Source organism: Pseudomonas sp. BS-2016 (assembly GCF_001806145.1).
Classification (GTDB): Bacteria; Pseudomonadota; Gammaproteobacteria; order Pseudomonadales; family Pseudomonadaceae; genus Aquipseudomonas; species Aquipseudomonas lundensis.
Genome location: NZ_MLCT01000013.1, coordinates 342,208 through 361,262, shown reverse-complemented (window position 1 = coordinate 361,262; position 19,055 = coordinate 342,208). Strand labels below are relative to the sequence as shown.

Annotated in this window: 18 protein-coding genes; 7 read left to right on the top strand and 11 right to left on the bottom strand. The window is 58.1% G+C overall.

Features of this window, described 5'->3' with window-relative positions; translation table 11 throughout:
* Nucleotides 1-51 precede the first annotated feature (51 nt).
* A complete protein-coding gene (locus BKD70_RS03655; protein ID WP_047278504.1) occupies nt 52-378 on the top strand; it encodes a YqjD family protein in 327 nt (108 codons plus the stop codon).
* On the opposite strand, the gene BKD70_RS03650 is transcribed toward BKD70_RS03655, so the two are convergent.
* A complete protein-coding gene (locus BKD70_RS03650; protein ID WP_047278506.1) occupies nt 375-1,271 on the bottom strand; it encodes a LysR family transcriptional regulator in 897 nt (298 codons plus the stop codon). The two genes, BKD70_RS03655 and BKD70_RS03650, sit on opposite strands and share 4 nt — an antisense overlap.
* Before the next feature lie 113 nt (nt 1,272-1,384).
* On the opposite strand from BKD70_RS03650, the gene trpB reads away from it, so the two are divergent.
* Both trpB and trpA read left to right on the top strand, forming a co-directional pair.
* Nucleotides 1,385-2,605 carry a tryptophan synthase subunit beta gene (gene trpB / locus BKD70_RS03645; protein WP_047278508.1) on the top strand — a complete coding sequence of 407 codons (1,221 nt, stop codon included), beginning with the start codon at nt 1,385-1,387 and terminating at the stop codon, nt 2,603-2,605.
* A complete protein-coding gene (trpA, locus tag BKD70_RS03640) occupies nt 2,605-3,414 on the top strand; it encodes a tryptophan synthase subunit alpha (RefSeq protein ID WP_047278510.1) in 810 nt (269 codons plus the stop codon). The genes trpB and trpA overlap by 1 nt, the downstream gene beginning before the upstream one ends.
* A 48-nt stretch (nt 3,415-3,462) precedes the next feature.
* On the opposite strand, the gene BKD70_RS03635 is transcribed toward trpA, so the two are convergent.
* From BKD70_RS03635 to BKD70_RS03605, 7 genes are all read right to left on the bottom strand, one after another.
* Nucleotides 3,463-4,107 (bottom strand): methionine ABC transporter permease, encoded by a 645-nt coding sequence (locus tag BKD70_RS03635; protein WP_047278512.1) that lies wholly within the window; start codon nt 4,105-4,107, stop codon nt 3,463-3,465.
* Nucleotides 4,097-5,218: a methionine ABC transporter ATP-binding protein gene (locus BKD70_RS03630; RefSeq protein WP_047278514.1), complete on the bottom strand. Its 1,122-nt coding sequence runs from the start codon at nt 5,216-5,218 to the stop codon at nt 4,097-4,099. The genes BKD70_RS03635 and BKD70_RS03630 overlap by 11 nt, the downstream gene beginning before the upstream one ends.
* A gap of 1 nt (nt 5,219) precedes the next feature.
* Nucleotides 5,220-6,029, bottom strand: coding sequence for a MetQ/NlpA family ABC transporter substrate-binding protein (locus tag BKD70_RS03625; RefSeq protein WP_047278516.1), 810 nt, complete (start codon nt 6,027-6,029; stop codon nt 5,220-5,222).
* 41 nt (nt 6,030-6,070) lie between these two features.
* On the bottom strand, nt 6,071-7,432 hold the full coding sequence (locus BKD70_RS03620) for an LLM class flavin-dependent oxidoreductase (RefSeq protein ID WP_047278518.1): 1,362 nt from the start codon (nt 7,430-7,432) through the stop codon (nt 6,071-6,073).
* A complete protein-coding gene (locus BKD70_RS03615; protein ID WP_047278520.1) occupies nt 7,432-8,628 on the bottom strand; it encodes an SfnB family sulfur acquisition oxidoreductase in 1,197 nt (398 codons plus the stop codon). Before BKD70_RS03615 ends, BKD70_RS03620 begins: the two co-directional genes overlap by 1 nt.
* A 14-nt stretch (nt 8,629-8,642) precedes the next feature.
* Complete coding sequence (locus tag BKD70_RS03610) at nt 8,643-9,884, bottom strand: SfnB family sulfur acquisition oxidoreductase (RefSeq protein WP_047278522.1); 1,242 nt, start codon at nt 9,882-9,884, stop codon at nt 8,643-8,645.
* A 243-nt stretch (nt 9,885-10,127) separates the two neighbouring features.
* Nucleotides 10,128-10,892 carry a hypothetical protein gene (locus BKD70_RS03605; protein ID WP_047278523.1) on the bottom strand — a complete coding sequence of 255 codons (765 nt, stop codon included), beginning with the start codon at nt 10,890-10,892 and terminating at the stop codon, nt 10,128-10,130.
* Nucleotides 10,893-11,568: 676 nt separating this feature from the next.
* Between BKD70_RS03605 and BKD70_RS03600 the strand changes: the two genes are divergently transcribed.
* Nucleotides 11,569-12,501 (top strand): SdiA-regulated domain-containing protein, encoded by a 933-nt coding sequence (locus BKD70_RS03600; RefSeq protein WP_047278525.1) that lies wholly within the window; start codon nt 11,569-11,571, stop codon nt 12,499-12,501.
* 112 nt (nt 12,502-12,613) lie between these two features.
* Complete coding sequence (locus BKD70_RS03595; RefSeq protein WP_047278527.1) at nt 12,614-13,534, top strand: SdiA-regulated domain-containing protein; 921 nt, start codon at nt 12,614-12,616, stop codon at nt 13,532-13,534.
* On the opposite strand, the gene BKD70_RS03590 is transcribed toward BKD70_RS03595, so the two are convergent.
* The 3 genes from BKD70_RS03590 to BKD70_RS03580 all read right to left on the bottom strand — a co-directional run bounded on the left by BKD70_RS03590 (nt 13,528) and on the right by BKD70_RS03580 (nt 16,581).
* A complete protein-coding gene (locus BKD70_RS03590; RefSeq protein WP_047278529.1) occupies nt 13,528-14,190 on the bottom strand; it encodes a TetR/AcrR family transcriptional regulator in 663 nt (220 codons plus the stop codon). The genes BKD70_RS03595 and BKD70_RS03590 overlap by 7 nt on opposite strands.
* A 47-nt stretch (nt 14,191-14,237) precedes the next feature.
* Complete coding sequence (locus BKD70_RS03585; protein ID WP_052892223.1) at nt 14,238-15,008, bottom strand: carbonic anhydrase; 771 nt, start codon at nt 15,006-15,008, stop codon at nt 14,238-14,240.
* Between the two features lie 196 nt (nt 15,009-15,204).
* Nucleotides 15,205-16,581 carry a glutamine synthetase family protein gene (locus BKD70_RS03580; protein WP_020295897.1) on the bottom strand — a complete coding sequence of 459 codons (1,377 nt, stop codon included), beginning with the start codon at nt 16,579-16,581 and terminating at the stop codon, nt 15,205-15,207.
* A 278-nt stretch (nt 16,582-16,859) separates the two neighbouring features.
* Here BKD70_RS03580 and BKD70_RS03575 point away from each other — a divergent pair, with 278 nt between their 5' ends.
* Nucleotides 16,860-17,636 carry a gamma-glutamyl-gamma-aminobutyrate hydrolase family protein gene (locus BKD70_RS03575; protein ID WP_047278532.1) on the top strand — a complete coding sequence of 259 codons (777 nt, stop codon included), beginning with the start codon at nt 16,860-16,862 and terminating at the stop codon, nt 17,634-17,636.
* Nucleotides 17,637-17,672: 36 nt separating this feature from the next.
* Nucleotides 17,673-19,031 carry a glutamine synthetase family protein gene (locus tag BKD70_RS03570; RefSeq protein ID WP_047278535.1) on the top strand — a complete coding sequence of 453 codons (1,359 nt, stop codon included), beginning with the start codon at nt 17,673-17,675 and terminating at the stop codon, nt 19,029-19,031.
* The last annotated feature ends 24 nt before the right edge of the window (nt 19,032-19,055 follow it).

Below are 19,055 nucleotides of genomic sequence, written 5' to 3'. Positions count from 1 at the left end.
CCGGAGTCGGACTTAACACACACAGTCACTCATCAATGCAGGAGAGCCCTAATGGCTAGCAATTCTTTACGTAAAGCCTCATTGCAAAGCATGGAAGCTGAGATCGAGAGCCTGCTTAAGTCTCTGGAAAGCCTCAAAGACGACGCCTCGGAAGAGTCCAAGAAGACCCTTAAGGCACTCAAAGGCAATGCTGAGAATGCCCTCAAACATTCCCGTCACCTGCTCAGCGAAACCTTCGAAGAAGTGAAGGACAAAACCCGCGAGACGGCCATTGCCACCCGCGAATACGCTCAAGAGCACCCCTACGCCACAGCGGGCGTTGCCATCGGCGCACTGGGCCTGCTGGCCGCTTACCTGATGTGCAAGCGCGGCAACTAAACCGCGTTACGCGCAAGCTCAGCCTTGAGCCATTGCGCCAGTTGCCGGGCGCGCCCATCTGCGGCGCGTTTGGGCAGCCATAACGCCAGTTGCGCCGGGGTTTGCACAAAACCCCACGGCGCAACCAGGCGCCCTGCCTTGAGGTCCTCGGTGACCAGCGGCTGCGGGGCAATCGCAACGCCCAACCCGGCGACTGCGGCCTCCAGCAGGTAGTACAAGTGCTCAAACCCCTGCCCATATTTCAATGCCGTTGCATCGAGTGCATGCTGCTGCGCCCAGCTGGGCCATGCCTGCGGCCTGGACGTGGTGTGCAGTAACGCCTCATCGAGCAAGGCGCCGACCGGTGCATTGCGCAACTGTTCATAACGGGCGAAGCGCGGGCTGAGCACAGGCCCGATCCACTCGCTGCCTAATTCATACACCTGCATGTCGGCGGGCCACGGCGGCTCAGCGAACACCAGCAAGGCGTCGAGTCCCGGTTTACGGGGGTCAAGATCGCCTTCACCGGCAGACAGGTGCAAACGCAGATCCGGCAAATCGGCGTTCAACCGCCCCAGCCGGGGGATGAACCAGCGCGCCAGCAAACTGCCCGAACACCCCAGCACAAACGGCGCATCAATGTGGCTTTGCGTGAGTTCGTTGCACACGTTGCGTACGCGATCAAAGGCTTCGCTGCTGGCATCTCGCAGGCGCACCCCGGCGTCGGTCAGCCTCAGGCCACGGCCTTCCTTGACGAACAGGCTCACGCCCAAGTGCTCTTCGAGGACTTTGATTTGCCGACTGACGGCGCCGTGGGTGACGTTCAACTGTTCAGCCGCCTGACTGACGCTGTTCAGGCGGGCAGTGGCTTCGAAGGCACGCAGGGCATTTAAGGGTGGGAGGTCGCGGCTCATGGTATCTGTGAGTTTTCCTGACAGGTTGCGGCGATCTTATCGGTTTTCATCGCGGTCTGTCGCGCGTAGAGTCAGGCCCATCGACCTTCGTACCTTTTCAGCTGGAGCGTCCCATGACTCAATCCAATTTGCGTACCGGCCCCGACGCCAATGGCCTGTTCGGTTCATTCGGCGGCCGTTACGTGGCAGAAACCCTGATGCCCTTGATCCTTGAGCTGGATCGCGAATACGAGCTGGCCAAGCACGACCCCGAATTCATCAAAGAACTGGCGTACTTTCAGCGCGACTACGTGGGCCGTCCCAGCCCGCTGTACTACGCCGAACGCCTGACCGAGTTCTGCGGCGGCGCAAAAATCTACCTCAAGCGTGAAGAGCTGAACCACACCGGCGCGCACAAAATCAACAACTGCATCGGCCAGATCCTGCTGGCACGGCGCATGGGCAAAAAACGCATCATTGCCGAAACCGGCGCCGGGATGCACGGCGTGGCCACCGCCACCGTGGCGGCGCGGTTCGGCCTGCAATGCGTGATCTACATGGGCACGACCGACATCGAACGTCAGCAAGCCAACGTGTTCCGCATGAAGCTGCTGGGCGCCGAAGTGATCCCGGTCGTGGCCGGTACCGGCACGCTCAAGGACGCCATGAATGAAGCCCTGCGTGACTGGGTGACCCATGTCGACAGCACGTTCTACCTGATCGGCACCGTGGCAGGCCCGCACCCGTACCCGGCGATGGTGCGCGACTTCCAGGCCGTGATCGGCAAGGAAACCCGCGACCAGATGCAGGCACAGGAAGGCCGCCTGCCCGACAGCCTGGTGGCGTGCATCGGTGGCGGCTCCAACGCCATGGGCCTGTTCCACCCGTTCCTGGACGACACCAGCGTTCAGATCATCGGCGTCGAAGCGGCCGGGTACGGCATCGAAACCGGCAAGCACGCCGCCAGCCTCAATGGTGGAGAGCCAGGGGTCTTGCACGGCAACCGCACGTTCCTGTTGCAGGACAACGACGGTCAGATCATCGACGCTCACTCCATTTCTGCCGGTCTCGATTACCCCGGCATCGGCCCGGAACACGCGTGGTTACATGACATCGGTCGTGTCGAATACACCTCGGTCACTGACGATGAAGCCCTCGACGCGTTCCATAAATGCTGCCGCCTGGAAGGCATCATCCCCGCGCTGGAAAGCGCCCACGCACTGGCTGAAGTATTCAAGCGCGCACCGACCCTGCCAGCCGACCACTTGATGGTGGTCAACTTGTCCGGTCGCGGCGACAAAGACATGCAAACCGTGATGCACCACATGGAACAGTCCCAGCAGGAGAAACAATGATGAGCCGCCTGCAAACCCGCTTTGCCGAACTCAAGGAACAGAATCGCGCCGCACTGGTGACCTTTGTCACGGCGGGCGATCCGGATTACGCCACGTCGCTGGCCATTCTTAAAGGCCTGCCTGCTGCGGGGGCGGACGTGATCGAGCTGGGCATGCCGTTCACCGACCCGATGGCCGATGGTCCCGCCATCCAACTGGCCAACATTCGTGCGCTCAGCGGCCATCAGAATCTGGCCAAAACCCTGCAAATGGTGCGCGAGTTCCGCGAAGGGAACAGCGATACCCCGCTGGTGTTGATGGGCTATTTCAACCCGATTCACCATTACGGCGTGGCCAAATTCATTGCCGAAGCGAAGGCATCCGGCGTTGACGGGATGATCGTGGTGGACATGCCGCCCGAGCACAACAGCGAGCTGTGCGACCCCGCACAAGCAGCGGGCCTGGATTTTATCCGCCTGACCACACCCACCACCGACGACGCACGACTGCCCAAAGTACTGACCGGCAGTTCGGGTTTTGTGTATTACGTGTCGGTCGCGGGTGTGACCGGGGCAGGTTCTGCGACCACCGATCAGGTCAGTGAAGCCATTGAACGTCTGCGTCGGCACACCGACTTGCCGATCAGTGTCGGGTTTGGCATTCGCACCCCGGAACAGGCGGCCGCCATTGCCCGCTTGGCCGACGGCGTGGTGGTCGGCTCGGCGCTGATCGACAAGATCGAAAATGCCGCAACCCCGGAACAGGCTGTGGATGGTGTGCTGAGCCTGTGTGCCGCCTTGGCTGAGGGTGTTCGCAAAGCCCGGGGCTAACCGTGAAAAACCTGCTGGCACGTGTGCCAGCAGGTTATCGGGACTGATTTACCGCTTGTTCAGCCCCCTCGCCAGACGATCCCCTCCCTGCTGAATCACCGCGACCAGCACCACCAGCAACACAATCACAGTGAGCATCACTTGAGTGTCAAATCGCTGGTAGCCATACCGATAGGCAATGTCCCCCAGACCGCCCGCGCCGATGGCACCTGCCATGGCGGAGGAATTGATCATGGTCACCAGAGTGATGGTGAATCCACCCACGATGCCGGGTAATGCTTCAGGCAGCAGGACGTGCCAAATGATGTGATGGCGTTTGCAGCCCATGGCTTGTGCCGCTTCGATCAGGCCGTGGTCCACTTCACGCAAACTGACCTCGGCAATGCGCGCAAAAAACGGGGTTGCGGCGATGGTCAATGGCACGACTGCCGCCCACACGCCGTAAGTCGTACCGACAATCAGCCGGGTGAACGGAATCAGGGCCACCATCAGAATCAGGAACGGGATGGAACGAAACAGGTTCACGAACGCGCCCAGTGCCTTGTTCAGCGCGGGCGCCTGATAAATGCCGCCCTTGTCACTGGTCACCAAAATGACCGCCAGCGGAATCCCCAGCACCAGCGCGATCAACGACGACACGCCGACCATCAGGAAGGTGTCGATCACCCCCTGCCACAAACGATCAAATGCCATAACCGATCACCTCGACGTGTTGTGCCCAGTGTTGGGCGCGCTTGCGCAGTTCTTCCGCCCCCACTGACATGCCGCTGACACTGAGCAGCAGTTGCCCCAAGGCATGGCCCTGAATCTGTTCAACCCCGCCCTGCAGCAAGCGCACCTGGCCACCGAGTGCGGCAAACAGGGCGCCAAGGTCAGGCTCCTGCGCCTGCTGGCCAGTCAAGCGCAAGCGCAGGATCACACTCGATTGCGCCGACACCGGTTGCGCGCTAATGCGTGCCTGCACGCTTTCGGGCAACGCATCCTGCAACGGCGCAAGCAACGTTTTACTGACCTCGTGCTGTGGGTTGCCAAACACCTGCCACACCGGGCCCTGCTCGACAATGCGCCCCTGCTCCAGGACCACCACGCGATGGCAGATGTCGCGAATGACAGCCATTTCATGGGTAATGAGCACGATGGTCAGCCCCAATCGCTGGTTGATCTCACGCAACAAGCCGAGGATCGAGTGCGTGGTTTCAGGGTCGAGTGCCGACGTGGCTTCGTCGCACAACAAAATGGCAGGGTTATGCACCAATGCACGGGCAATGCCCACGCGCTGCTTCTGCCCGCCTGACAGCTGCGCCGGGTAGGCCGTGTGCTTGCCTTGCAAGCCCACCAGTTCCAGCAACTCACGGACTTTTTGTTCGCGCTGCAATTTCGGCACGCCCGCCACCTTCAACGGCAACTCCACGTTTTGCCACACAGTTTTGGCGGACATCAGGTTGAAGTGCTGAAAAATCATGCCGATCTGCCGGCGCAGCGTCACCAGCGTGTTTTCATCAAACCCGCCAATGTCGACCTGATCGATCAGCACACGGCCGCGGGTGGGTTGTTCCAGACGGTTGATGGTGCGAATCAACGACGATTTGCCCGCCCCGCTGCGGCCAATGATGCCGAAGATCTCCCCGCGTTGAATCGCCAGGTCGATGCCCGACAGCGCATCCACCGGGCCCTGGCGCCCGTCATAGGTTTTACCCACGCCGATAAAGCGCACATGGGCGCGGCTGAGTTCAGGGTGCAGTTCGGTCTGGGTCGCACCGGGTGACTGGGTGTCGAGCCGCGCGCGAGCAATGGCCACGCTCATGTCAGCCTCCCCAGCCCGGCTGGTACAAGGTGCCGTAGGTTTTATCCAGCGACGCTTTGACCACCGGCGAATGCTGGTAGATGTCCACAAATTTGGCGATGCGCGGGTCGTCCTTGTTCTGCGGCTTGATGACGAACTGAATCACGTATTCCGGGTGATCGAGGCCGTCAAACAGCAGGGCAGAACCGGCATCAAAGGTTTTGGCCAGACGGATGTAGGCCGGATAACCCTGCACCAGATCGGCATCATCGTAGGCGCGGACCAATTGCACGGCTTCGACTTGCAGAATGTTGATGTTTTTGGGGTTGGCGGTGATGTCGTCTTCGGTGGCTTTGTAACCGACGCCCGGCTTGAGCGTAATCAGCCCCGCTTTAGCCAGTAATTGCAGGCCGCGACCGCTGTTGATCGGGTCATTGGCGATCGCCACCGTGGCCCCGGTCGGCAGCGCTTCCAGGCTTTTGTACGTTTTGGAGTACAAGCCGATGTTGTTGATGATCCCCGGTTTGAACGGCACCAGATCGCTGCCGGAAGCCGCGTTGGCATTCTCCAGAAACGGAATGTGCTGGAAATAGTTAACGTCGATATCGCCCGCCGCCAAGGTGGTGTTGGGCGCGATCCAGTCCGTGAACTCCACCAGTTCCACTTTCAGGCCCTGTTTTTCAGCTTCTGCGACGGCTGTTTCCAGCGGGATGGCAAAGGCGGCAGTCGTGCCAACCTTGAGGGGGTTGTCGGCGGCATGGGCGAATCCGCTGATCAGGCCGAGGGCTAACACCAGTGCGTTGACTGGGTGGGTGATGTGTTTTTTGTTCATGGGCATGTTCCAGTCAAAGGGGGACATTCAAGAGCGCCGCTTCAGGCGCTGTGGCGGTAACTCGCACCGGTATGCCGCTGGGGCAGGTGCGCATCGCCTTCGGTAAACAGTTTTTGACGCAGGCTGCCGGGGTCATAGGCCGTTTTGTACGAGCCCCGGCGTTGCAACTCGGGTATCACCAGCTCGATGAAGTCCTGGTAGCTTTCCGGGGTGACGATGCGGGTCAGGTTGAAACCGTCCAGCCCGGTTTCTGCAATCCACGCTTCCAGCTCATCGGCAACCTGCTCGGGCGACCCCACCACCGTCATGTACCGCCCGCCCAACGCGTGCTGTTCCAGCAGTTTGCGGCGCGTCCAATCGTTGTTTTGCAGCACCTGGGTGGCGGACTGAATGGCGTTGCTCTTCACGTACTGGATCGGTTCGTCCAGTTCGTAGTCCGAGAAGTCGATGCCCGTGGAGCTGGAGAAATGCGCCACACCCGCTTCGGCGCTGGCATAGCTGAGGTATTCCTCGCGCTTGGCGTGGGCCTGTTGCTCGGTCGGCGCGACGATCACGTTGAGGCCCATGAACACTTTGATGTCATCCGGGTTGCGCCCGGCGGCCTCGGCGCTGGCGCGCACCTTGTCGACCTGCTGGCGGGTTGCCGACTTGGTCTGACCGCTGATGAACACGCATTCGGCATGGCGCCCGGCGAAGGCCAGCCCGCGGTCGGAACTGCCGGCCTGAAACAGCACGGGCGTGCGCTGGGGCGAGGGTTCGCACAGGTGATAACCCTCCACCTGATAGAACTCGCCCTGGTGCTTCACCTTGTGTACCTTCTCCGGCCGGGCATAGATGCGCTGCGCCGGGTCGTTAATCACCGCGCCCTTTTCCCAACTGCCCTCCCACAGTTTGTAGAGCACCTCCAGGTATTCATCGGCCTGGTCATAACGGCGGTCATGCTCGACTTGTTCCTTCAACCCCATGGCCTTGGCAGCGCTGTCGAGGTAGCCGGTCACGATGTTCCAGCCCACTCGGCCGCGACTGAGGTGATCCAACGTCGACATGCGACGTGCGAACAGATACGGCGCTTCGTAGGTCAGGTTCGCCGTGAGGCCAAAACCAAGGTGGCGGGTGACCGCTGCCATCGCCGACACCAACAACAAAGGGTCATTGACCGGCAATTGAATCGACTCTTTGAGCGGGACATCCACTGACTGCTGATACACGTCGTACACGCCGACAATGTCTGCGATAAACAGGCCGTCAAACAGCCCGCGCTCCAGTAACTGCGCCAGTTCAGTCCAGTACTCAAGGGTATTGAACGCCGTGGAGTTGTCGCGCGGATGTGTCCACAACCCGTGGTTGATGTGGCCAATGCAATTCATGTTGAAAGCATTGAGCAGGATCTTTTTCTTGGCCATCAGATCGTCCCCCGCAGTGGCGGGTTTTCATCATTGAGGTAGTAATTGCCCACGGCGTGGTACTTCCAGCGCACCGGGTCATGCAGGGTGTGCACCCGGGCATTGCGCCAGTGGCGGTCCAGCCCGTGCTCGGCCAGGGTTGCCTGGCTGCCCGCCAGTTCAAACAAGGTGCTGCCAGCGGCCAGGGAAATCTCGGTGCTCAAGGCGCGCGCTTCGGCCACGGCGATGGAGGCAGCGGCCACTGTCTCGGCAGTCGGGTTGGCCTGGGCACGATCAAGAAACTCCCCGGCCCGTTCCAGCAGGGCTTCGGTCGCACTCAGGCGCACGCTCAGGTGGCCAAAACTTTTGAGGGTCAACGGGTCTTCACTGGCGATGTCGGTGGTGGCGTCGATCCACGGGCGGGTTTTGGTGCGCACAAAGTGCAACGCGTCTTCATAAGCCGCCCGGGCAATGCCAGTGTCGATGGCCGCATGAAGGATCTGCGCCAGCGGGCCCACGGTGGTCGGGCGCTCGAAAGCGCTTTGGAACGGGATCACCTCTTCAGCGGCCACGAATACGTTGTCGAACACCACCGAACCACTGCCCGTGGTGCGCTGGCCGAAGCCACTCCAGTCATCAATGACGGTCAGCCCATCGCTGTCACGCGGCACGAAAGCCAGATGCTGAATGCCATCATCGTCGACCACCGAGGTGGGAATGCGTTGCGCATACAGCGCGCCCGTGGCGTAAAACTTGCGGCCGGTAATACGGAAACCGTGCTCAGCCTTTGCCAGATGAGTCGTACGCTCATGAGCGTTTTTGGTACCCAGCTCCGCCAGCGCATTACCGAAACGTTGACCCGCGAGGACTTCTTCATACAAACGCTGCTTTTGTTGCGGGCTGCCATTCACCCTTAGCACTTCGAGGGCATAGAAATGGTTTTGCGGGATTTGCCCCAGCGAGCTGTCCGCCGCCGCAATCACGGCAATTACGTTGGCCAGCGTGGTGTTTGAAACACCCGCGCCACCAAAGGCCTTGGGCACGGAAATGCCCCACAGGCCGGTGCGGGAAAACAGTTCGAGTTCGTCGTGGGGCAAGCGCCGTTCGCGGTCGCGCAGGGCGCTGTCGCGCTTTAAAACGGCCGCCAGCTCACGCGCTACGCTCAGGGCCTCGGCGTCGCTGCGCAGCACCGGGACCTGTTGGGATGTCAGTGACATGGTTCTCTCCAGAGTCAGATCCAGGAATGCCGGGCGGGCAAGGTGCCGTTCAGGCGATACGCACCAATGGCGTGGTATTTCCAGCGCACCGGGTCATGCAAGGTGTGTACGCGGGCGTTACGCCAGTGCCGGTCAAGGTTGAATTCGGCGAGGGTGGCGCGGCTGCCGGACAGCTCGAAGAGTTTTTCGCTGGCCAATAGCGACAGTTCGGTGCTCAACACTTTGGCTTCGGCCACGGCAATCGAGGCGCGAGCGGCGGCTTGCGCGTCGACGGGGCTGGCACTCACCTCATCGAGCACACGTCCGGCCTTGCGCAGCAGCGCTTCTGCGGCATGCAACTCGATGCTGAGTTTGCCGATGTCTGCGATCACATACGGGTCATCACTGTTGCGCTCAACCTTGGCGTCAATCCACGGGCGAGAGCGTTCACGCACGAAGCGGACGGTGTCGGCAATGGCTTCGCGGGCGATGCCCAAATCAATGGCCGCCTGAATCAGCTGCGACACCGCGCCTTGAATATTCGGGCTTTCGTTGAGTCGCCAGTTGTCGACCACCAGGTCAGCGTCAACCCGCACATTGTTGAGCAGCACGGTGCCGCTGGCAGTCGTGCGCTGACCAAAACCTGACCAGTCGTCTACCACACGCAAACCCGGCGTTGCGCGCTGCACAAAGGCGATGACCTGTTTACCTGCTTCATTCAGCGCTTTGACGGCAATCCAGTGGGCAAATAACGCACCGGTTGAGTAAAACTTCTGACCGTTGATGACGAATGCATCGCCATCAGCAGTGATACGCGCTTTAAGGTCGAGGGTGTTTTTACTGCCGCGCTCAGGGCCGGCATTTCCAATGCGCCACCCTTGCAGCACGCTGCCAAACAGTTGCTCTTTTTGAGCCTGAGTCGCCGTATTCAGAATCAGATTCAGGATGCCGACCTGATTTTGCGGGATCTGCCCCAGCGCCGGGTCGGCCGCCGAGATGATCGCAAAGACTTCAGCCAAGGTGACATAAGACACCTGAGGGCCGCCAAACTCGCGGGGGATTGAAATACTGCCCAAGCCACTCTGGGTGAACGCCTCGATCAGGGACCACGGCAGCTTGCGTTGCTGATCTCGCTTGGCAGCGTGTTCGCGGGCCACAGCAGCCAGGGCGTGCGCAGCTTCAAGGGCTTCGTTATCCGTGCGCAGAATGCGCGCAGGTAACAACAAAGGCGCGACGTCCTGGTCGCTGTGCAAATGTGCATTAGCCAAATTAGACATCAGTACCGCTCCTTGGCTGCACCCAATGCCCTGGCGTTACGCACAAGGGTGATTGTGTTACTGACCATACCTACCTCGCATCTCATGGGAGCGCCATTCAACGGCGCGGATAATCACTTGAGAGTCCGGTGGTCCGGTCTATATACCCTAATCGAGTATAAAAATTTTAAGAACTAACTTTTAGGAATATAGATAGACGTTTCTCACATCCTGTTTACTTACTTCTCACAGCGATGGCTCGGGCTATTCACGCCAGTTGGGCCTAGGTTCAGCCGCGCGTAGCAGCTCGCGGGGAGCAGGATTAACGTAACGTTTGTTGGCCCCGACCCTGATGCTGCGAGGAGGCGCCCATCGCGAGTTATTGCCGACGCGATCGATCACGCAATAGGTGATTTCCAGCTTCAGGTCTTCCCCGGCTTCCTGAATGATCTCGGGCGGGACGAATACATTCACGGGCTTACCGATATCCATCACACGCAATTTGGGCACATCCATGCGAATGTCGCCCCACATCAGTGTGATGGCATCTTCGACTGCCATGTTGGGATAAGGCTCAATGGTCAGCGGCACCCCACGCTTCATTTGGCTCGGGTTGACCCCATAGCGCTGGATCGGATCAGGAATGATCACGGGTGCCAATCCCTGGTTTTCTTCACCGATGGCCTTGCCGCCTGGGGAATCCAGTTTTACCAGGACTTTGAGTTGAGCGGACAGTGCAGGGCTGCTACCTACATGCATCACCCGATAATAAAGTCGGGCAGTACCATTTTGTATGAAACTTTCCGGCACCCTGAGCTGGCAGGGCTGCCCCACATCCAACTTTCCAACTTGTCGAGAAGTTACATAGCAACCATCCCAGAACAACTCGATCAGGTCGCCCTCCTCCATATTTGTATAGGGCATGATTGTTATGAACAGCTGCTCGGCGGCCAACGCACAAATAGTGTTTTTATTAGTTTGATAAAGGGTAGGCGCCGCGAGTTTTTGCGTGTGCGAGGTGAATGGCATATGAAAACTCCATAATCATTTATTAAGAACATAACCGCGTACGTCAGCGCAAATGAAGCCTGGCCCGAGACCCGCAGCGGATGTCATGTCCCGGAATACGTGTGATTGCCCTCCGCTCGATCGCCCCCTGCATACGGGGCGGCCGATATAAAGTGCAAACGATGGAAATCGTTTTATTAGATAAGTGGCTAAGAAGGCAGGTGTCAAGTTTGAAGTAATCGAATACAAATGTCTGCAAGCTATTCGGAAAGTTCCTACTTTCAGGATGCTTCGATCAGCAACTTTCGCCTATTTGTAGTTTTAAAAGGCACACATATGTAATGTACTTGCGTACAAGTTAAAGCGCTGCTCATCTTATTTGATGCGGCCATGCACAAGATGCATGTCGTGGATACCGAGGGGTATTTTAGTTATCGCGCGAATTTATAGATGGTTCCTACAACGACTTTAATAGGTTACGCCTAGCCGCTGGCCATTAATCTTTCGCGCTCACAGCACCATAGCCATACGCCATCACTGATGATTTTCCCGGCGTTCCTCTAAGCTTGCCTCCCTGTTGTCAGCCCTTTTGCCAATAATTTCACATGCCATCCGGATAATGCCTGCGGGAGAAATCCGTCACTGAAACCTGTTTGTGTTATTTAGACGTAGCAAAAATTTCTGGAAGAGCACACCCATGCCCACCGATCCCCTACTAAATCCGTCTGCTCGCCGACCTTCGCGCTTTGGCTTGCGCTGGTATTACTGGCTTTTACTGCTGGTTGTTTTGCTTTACGGCCTGGTGATAGCCATGCACTGGGATGATCGGGGCGCGTTATGGGTGCTGGAACGGTTCGAGAGCAAGAAGGAACAGGGCGAAAGCGTCTGGCTTCCTGATTACACGGCTGTCATTGATGCCAAAGCCTTGCCTGGCATGGAGAAAGATGAGGCCTCCGATCTGGCCTATTCGCCACTGACCAAGACGCTGTTTTCGGTCATGGGCAAAAACCCGTTTCTGGTCGAGTTAACCCTTGAAGGCGACGTATTGCGCAAAATCCCCCTGGACGGGTGGAGCAACCCTGAAGGGCTGACCGTCATGGAAAATGGGCTGTTGGCTATTGTGGATGAACGCAATCACGTCCTGACCGTTGTGAAAATCGACGCCAATACCCAGCGCTTGAACAGGGCTGACTTCCCTCAATACGACCTTGGGGTTTCGAAAGACCAGAATAAAGCCTTTGAAGCCATCGCCTGGGACCCGCGCCGCCAGCAACTGTTGCTGGGAGAGGAACGCCCCCCGGCGATGTTCATCTGGAAGAGCGATGGCAGTCAGGTGCTCACCGGGGAGAAGCAAAAAGTGCCCAGTGATGAACTGGACTTGCGCAACCTGTCGGCCTTGAGCGTCGATCCACGCACCGGTCATACGTTGGTGTTGTCGGCTGACTCGCACATGTTGCTTGAACTGGATGAGTTGGGGGAGCAAGTCAGTTTCATGACGCTGCTCGGAGGCTTCAACGGCTTGAAAGAGACAATTCCTCGTGCTGAAGGCGTCGCCATTGATGAACAGGGCACCCTGTACATGGTCAGCGAGCCCAATCTGTTTTACCGCTTCGAGAAAACCAAGAAATAACCTATAGACACGTAGGATTATTCTTGAAGGCGGCGGCGTGCTACGTAGATTAAGGTTTAATTCATACAGCCGTGGTATCTACACGGCCTGATCTGATTTGAGTTCGAAATCCATGCGCCGCACCCGTCGCTCTACTGTTTTTTTCATCAGCCTCCTGCTTGTGGTCTTTGTGGCCGCAGGCTTTGCTGCACAGCACGTTCGCCTGTTTGAGCGGGCGTGGTTCAACGCCCGCCAATTGTGGGAGCCGGTTGATCCGCAGAGCATCAATCTGGGCGAATACCAGGCCGTGCTGCAGGGTCAGAAAATTGAAGGCCTTGAAGACGATGTATCCGCACTCACCTACGACCCTCTGCGTAAAAGCCTGTTTACCGTCACCAACAAGCAAGCCGAGTTGGTGGAGCTGTCCCTGGACGGCAGGATTTTGCGACGCATCCCGCTGATCGGTTTCGGTGACGCCGAGGCAGTGGAGTTCATTGGGCCTGATACTTATGTCATCACCGACGAGCGTCAGCAGCGCCTGATCAAGGTCCATGTGGATGACAGCACCCAAGTGCTGGACGCGGCGCACGCCGAACAACTGACCTTGGGCATCAATCTGTCGGGCAATAAGGGGTTTGAAGGCTTGGCGTACGACTCGGTGGGCAAGCGCCTGTTTGTCGCCAAAGAGCGTGATCCCATGCTGATCTACGAAGTGCGCGGCTTTCCTCAGTCCAATCCCCAACGGCCGTATGCGACCCATGTGGTGAACAACCCGCGCCGCGACTCCCGGCTCTTTGTACGCGACTTGTCGAGCCTGCAATACGATGAGCGCAGCGGCCATTTGCTGGCGCTTTCGGACGAGTCGAAGCTGTTGATCGAACTGGATGTAGAAGGACGCCCTATCAGCACGTTGTCCCTGAAAAAAGGGCGGCATGGCTTGAAGAAATCAGTCCCGCAGGCTGAAGGCGTCGCGATGGACGATGAAGGCACGGTGTACGTGGTCAGCGAACCGAATCTGTTCTACGTGTTTAAAAAGCCAGCGGCAGATCAGTGATCCGCTGAAACAGGTGCCGTGCGCTTGGGCAGAAACGGCGGCAAATAGAGCGCCAGATAGGCTTCGAACACCCGCATGCCCTCTTCGGCCATGCGCGGCGTAATGCTGCCGTGAAGCTGAATCGAACGCGCGTATACGCGATCCCCCAGCTCCATCGCCAAGGTGAAGACGTCTACGTCATCAGGCATGACGGGCAGTTGGAAATGCCGGGAAAACACGGCGTGCAGCAATTGGCCCAGTTCCAGGTCGTGTTGACGGTCGGCCTGAGTGACTTCGGTGAGGCCATGTTGCGCCAGAATCAGCTGCCGAGCAGCCGCATCCTCGTTGTATATCCTCAGCATGCGTTGTTCCACCACACGGGCCAGATCGCGCCAGCCGTGCACCTGCGCATGCTCGACGGGCACTTGCAGGCAGGCGCGAAACGCGGCGTGAACATCATTGGTGAGGGCTTCGAGCAGCCCCGGAACACCGGAAAAAAAATGGTAGACCGAGGACGGCGGAATTTGCGCCCGCTCTGCCACGCTATAAATGGACAGACTGGCGACCCCTTCGGTGGCAAGCAACGTGCGGGCGGCAGCAAGGATGGCCTCAATCCGACCCTGGCTACGTGCGCGGGCCTTGCGAGGTGTTGCACGTGAAGGGGCGGGGCGCGTCATGGGGCTCTCCTGCGGGGGAGCAGGCATTGTACGAGCCGAGTGGGCGGTTAGCCACTGACCCTCACGGCGTGCTTGATCACAGGCTCGATGGGCTGCGGATCAACCGGGAACATCAATTGAAAGGCAACAATCTGTTCCTCAGACACTTCGACGGGCGTTTTCAAGATATGCCAGCGGACCCTTTCAGTGCAGGGCGGTACAGGCAAGCCTTCTCGGTAAGTGTAGTAATGACGCTGAGCAGGAAAAAAACGCTCCACATCCAATTGCCCTAACACATAGGCATCGCCCTTGTGTCGAGGCATGACCCCTAACAACTGAGCGAGACTGATGTTTTCTTTTCCTTTTTTGAACTGAATGGCTATCACCGCCAGCGTGCCTTTTTTGTCGCGATGAACCAGATGCGCAGACAGGGGATAAATCTGACCCTGGATTTGCACACCGCTTGGGGTATGAAAATGCAACTGGTCAAGTTCATAGACTTTATTGCCTAACCTGAGCTCACCTTTGAGGTCTGTACGAACTTCGAGCGTATGCCCGTTATGCCTCACAGTGGCAGGGCCTCTGAAATAGCGGACCTGCAAGGGGGGCAAATCGGCAAACACCGCCTGCTCAATATTGATAGGCGACTGATGTTCCCCGGCACTACACAACGCGTATTTTGGGTCCAGCGTTGCCAGGTGCTCTGCACGGGAAGGCGCGTGATAGCGCCAAGGCGCTTCCTCAGCCAAGGCAGAGTGATAGACCATCAACGCCATTAACAAAAGGGTCGCCGCCAGGCGGTGATGTTTGATCGCTGACCGCTTCAAGACAAGATGCATAAAAAGGCAGTCCGGTGAAGGTAATGGAGCGCCCTATGTGAGGCTCAACAAGTCGATCATCTTGGGAGCTTCAAATGTATTTTTATGTAAGATTTGTCCTGTGTGGCGACAGAAAAAGCCTGATTAATTGAACGAAAAAACCAAAAAAAACGCCGCGGGCTCAGAAGCCGGCGGCGTTTTTTTGCGCACGATCCGTTTACACGGTGTGCAAGTACCAGTTGTATTCGAGGTCGGAGATGGAGTGTTCGAACTCTTCCAGCTCACTCTCTTTACAGGCGACAAAGATATCGATGTATTTGGGGTCGATGTACTTGGCCATCACTTCGCTGTCGTCCAGCTCGCGCAGTGCATCACGCAAGTTGTTGGGCAGACTTTGCTCGTTCTGCTCGTAGCTGTTGCCTTCAACCGGAGCACCCGGCTCGATCTTGTTGGTCAGGCCGTGGTGAACACCGGCCAGAACAGACGCCATCAACAGGTACGGGTTGGCATCGGCGCCCGCTACCCGGTGCTCGATACGCACAGCGTCGGACGAACCCGTCGGAACGCGAATCGCGACCGTGCGGTTGTCCAGGCCCCAGCACGGCGAATTCGGCACGTAGAACTGTGCGCCAAAGCGACGGTAGGAGTTGACGTTAGGGCAAAGGAACGCCATTTGGGCGGGCAGGGTCTCCAGCACACCGCCGATTGCATGGCGCAATGCGGCGTTCTGCTCGGGATCCTCGCTGGCAAAAATGTTCTTGCCATCTTTGTCCAGAATCGAAATGTGTACATGCAACCCGTTACCCGCCTGGCCCGGATAAGGCTTGGCCATGAATGTGGTGTCCATCTCATGGTCGTAGGCGATGTTTTTAATCAGGCGCTTGAGCAATACCGCGTAGTCGCACGCCTTGATCGGGTCGGCGACGTGGTGCAGGTTCACCTCGAACTGAGCCGGGGCGCTTTCTTTAACGATGGCGTCAGCCGGGATGCCTTGCTCTTTCGCACCTTCCAGAATGTCCTGGAGGCAGTCGACGTATTCGTCGAGGTCGTCGATCAGGTAGACCTGAGTCGAATGCGGGCGTTTGCCGGAAATTGGCGAGCGAGGAGGTTGCGGACGACCGTTCACGTTCTCCTGGTCAATCAGGTAGAACTCCAGCTCGAACGCGGCGCAGATGGTCAGGCCAAGATCGTCGAATTTGGTCACGACTTGACGCAGTACTTCGCGGGGATCGGCGAAGAAAGGTTCACCTTCAAGTTCGTGCATGGTCATGAGCAGTTGCGCAGTCGGGCGCTTTTGCCATGGTTCATTGCACAGGGTGTCAGGGATTGGATAACAGATTCGGTCTGCGTCACCGATGTCCAGACCCAGACCGGTGCTTTCCACCGTTGAGCCATTGATATCCAGAGCAAATAAAGAGGCTGGCAGGTTGATGCCTTTCTCGTAAACCTTGTGGAGGCTGGTGCGTTCAATGCGCTTGCCGCGCACTACACCATTCATATCCGCAATTAGAAGGTCAACGTACAGAACCTCAGGATGTTCCTTAAGGAACGCGTTCGCTTCATTCAGCTGAACGGCACGCGGGGGTACCGACATGATGCAACACCTTTGTTGTTAAAAATATCAATCATTGAGCGCTACGGGTTTCAGTCAACCCGAACGGCATACCGAAGTCAAGCAGCCTGTTTTTCGCCCTAAAAAAGCGCTGAAAGGCCATTTTTGACGCTTTTTAGGGCGCCATTCACTTAAAAAAAACCGTGCCGCCCGCAGGCTTGAGCGGGCCGTGTTGTATTTTTTACGGGGGTGTTGTGTAAAAAAATGAACAAGGCTAAGCTCGATTCAAACCCATAACAGCAATAATACCGGGGTGTTACATGTCACGCCTGCCGTTAATCGGCGTCACCGCCTGCACCAAGCAGATCGGTTTGCATCCTTATCACATCACTGGTGACAAGTACGTGCGAGCAGTTGCGGTGGCAGCCAAAGGCTTGCCTCTGATCGTTCCGTCGTTGGCGGAGCTTATTGATCCGATCGATATTCTTGACGGTCTGGATGGCCTGCTCTTTACCGGGTCACCCTCCAATATCGAACCTCATTTGTATCACGGCCCGTCCAGCGCGCCTGGCACGCTGCATGACCCTGACCGTGATCGCACCACCCTCCCCCTGATCCGTGCCGCGCTCGCTGCTGGCGTTCCCGTGCTTGGCATCTGCCGCGGGTTTCAGGAGTTGAATGTAGCTCTCGGCGGCTCGCTTCACCAGAAACTCCACGAAGTCGAGGGCTTCATCGAGCACCGCGAAGACCCCAGCGCCCCGGTTGACGTGCAGTATGCACCCAGCCACGCCATGCACGTTCACCCCGGCGGCGTGCTGGCCGGTCTGGGCGTGCCGGCTGAATTCGCGGTCAATTCCATTCACACCCAGGGTATTGATCGCTTGGCCCCCTGCTTGCGGGTTGAAGCCACTGCGCCGGACGGTCTGGTGGAGGCGGTTTCGGTCGAAGGCGGCAAGGCTTTTACTTTAGCTGTTCAGTGGCACCCCGAATGGCAGGTAAGCTCTAACCCGATTTACCTCGCCATCTTCCAGGCATTTGGAGATGCCTGCAGACGGCGCGCAACACAACGCGACGCCGATGCGTCAGTAAACGCCTGACTTATTCAAGTCAGGAAACTCAGCCCAGAGGCATTTATGAGTAACAACCTCGACCAGCTCACCGATTGGTTGAAAGACCACAAGATCACAGAAGTCGAATGCATGATCGCCGACCTTACCGGGATTACTCGCGGCAAGATCTCGCCGACCAACAAGTTCATTGCCGAAAAAGGCATGCGCCTGCCCGAGAGCGTATTGCTGCAGACCGTAACGGGCGACTACGTCGAAGACGACATCTATTACGAACTCCTCGATCCGGCCGACATTGATATGGTCTGCCGCCCCGACGAGAACGCCGTATTTCTCGTGCCATGGGCGATCGAGCCCACGGCCCAGGTGATTCACGACACCTACGACAAGCAAGGCAACCCGATTGAGTTGTCGCCGCGCAACGTGCTGAAGAAGGTACTTAAACTCTATGCCGACCATGGCTGGCAGCCCATCGTGGCGCCGGAAATGGAGTTTTACCTGACCAAGCGCAGCGACGACCCGGATTATCCGTTGCAGCCGCCAGTCGGTCGCTCGGGTCGCCCGGAAACCGGCCGTCAGTCCTTCTCTATAGAAGCCGCCAACGAATTCGACCCCCTGTTCGAAGATGTTTACGACTGGTGCGAACTGCAAGAGCTGGATCTGGACACCCTGATCCACGAAGACGGCACCGCGCAGATGGAAATCAACTTCCGTCATGGCGACGCGCTGTCGCTGGCCGACCAGATTCTGGTGTTCAAGCGCACCATGCGTGAAGCCGCGCTCAAGCACGACGTTGCCGCCACCTTCATGGCCAAGCCCATGACCGGCGAGCCTGGCAGTGCCATGCACTTGCACCAGAGCATTATCGACATTCAAACCGGCAAGAACGTCTTCTCTAATGAAGACGGCACCATGAGCACGCTGTTCCTCAATCACATCGGTGGCTTGCAGAAGTTCATTCCAGAGCTGCTGCCGCTGTTTGCACCGAACGTGAACTCCTTCCGCCGTTTCTTGCCTGACACATCGGCACCGGTGAACGTGGAATGGGGTGAAGAGAACCGGACCGTGGGTCTGCGGGTGCCGGATGCCGGTCCGCAAAACCGTCGGGTCGAGAACCGTCTGCCGGGCGCCGACGCCAACCCGTATCTGGCGATTGCCGCCAGCCTGCTGTGTGGCTACATCGGCATGGTCGAAGGCGTTAATCCGAGCGCGCCGGTTGTTGGTCGCGGTTATGAGCGTCGCAACCTGCGCCTGCCGTTGACCATCGAAGATGCGCTTGAGCGCATGGAAAACAGCAAGACCATCGAGAAGTACCTGGGCACCAAGTTCATCACCGGCTACGTCGCGGTCAAACGTGCCGAGCATGAAAACTTCAAGCGCGTCATCAGTTCGTGGGAGCGGGAATTCCTGCTGTTCGCCGTCTGACACGCCGGGGCCGCGCTTGGGAAG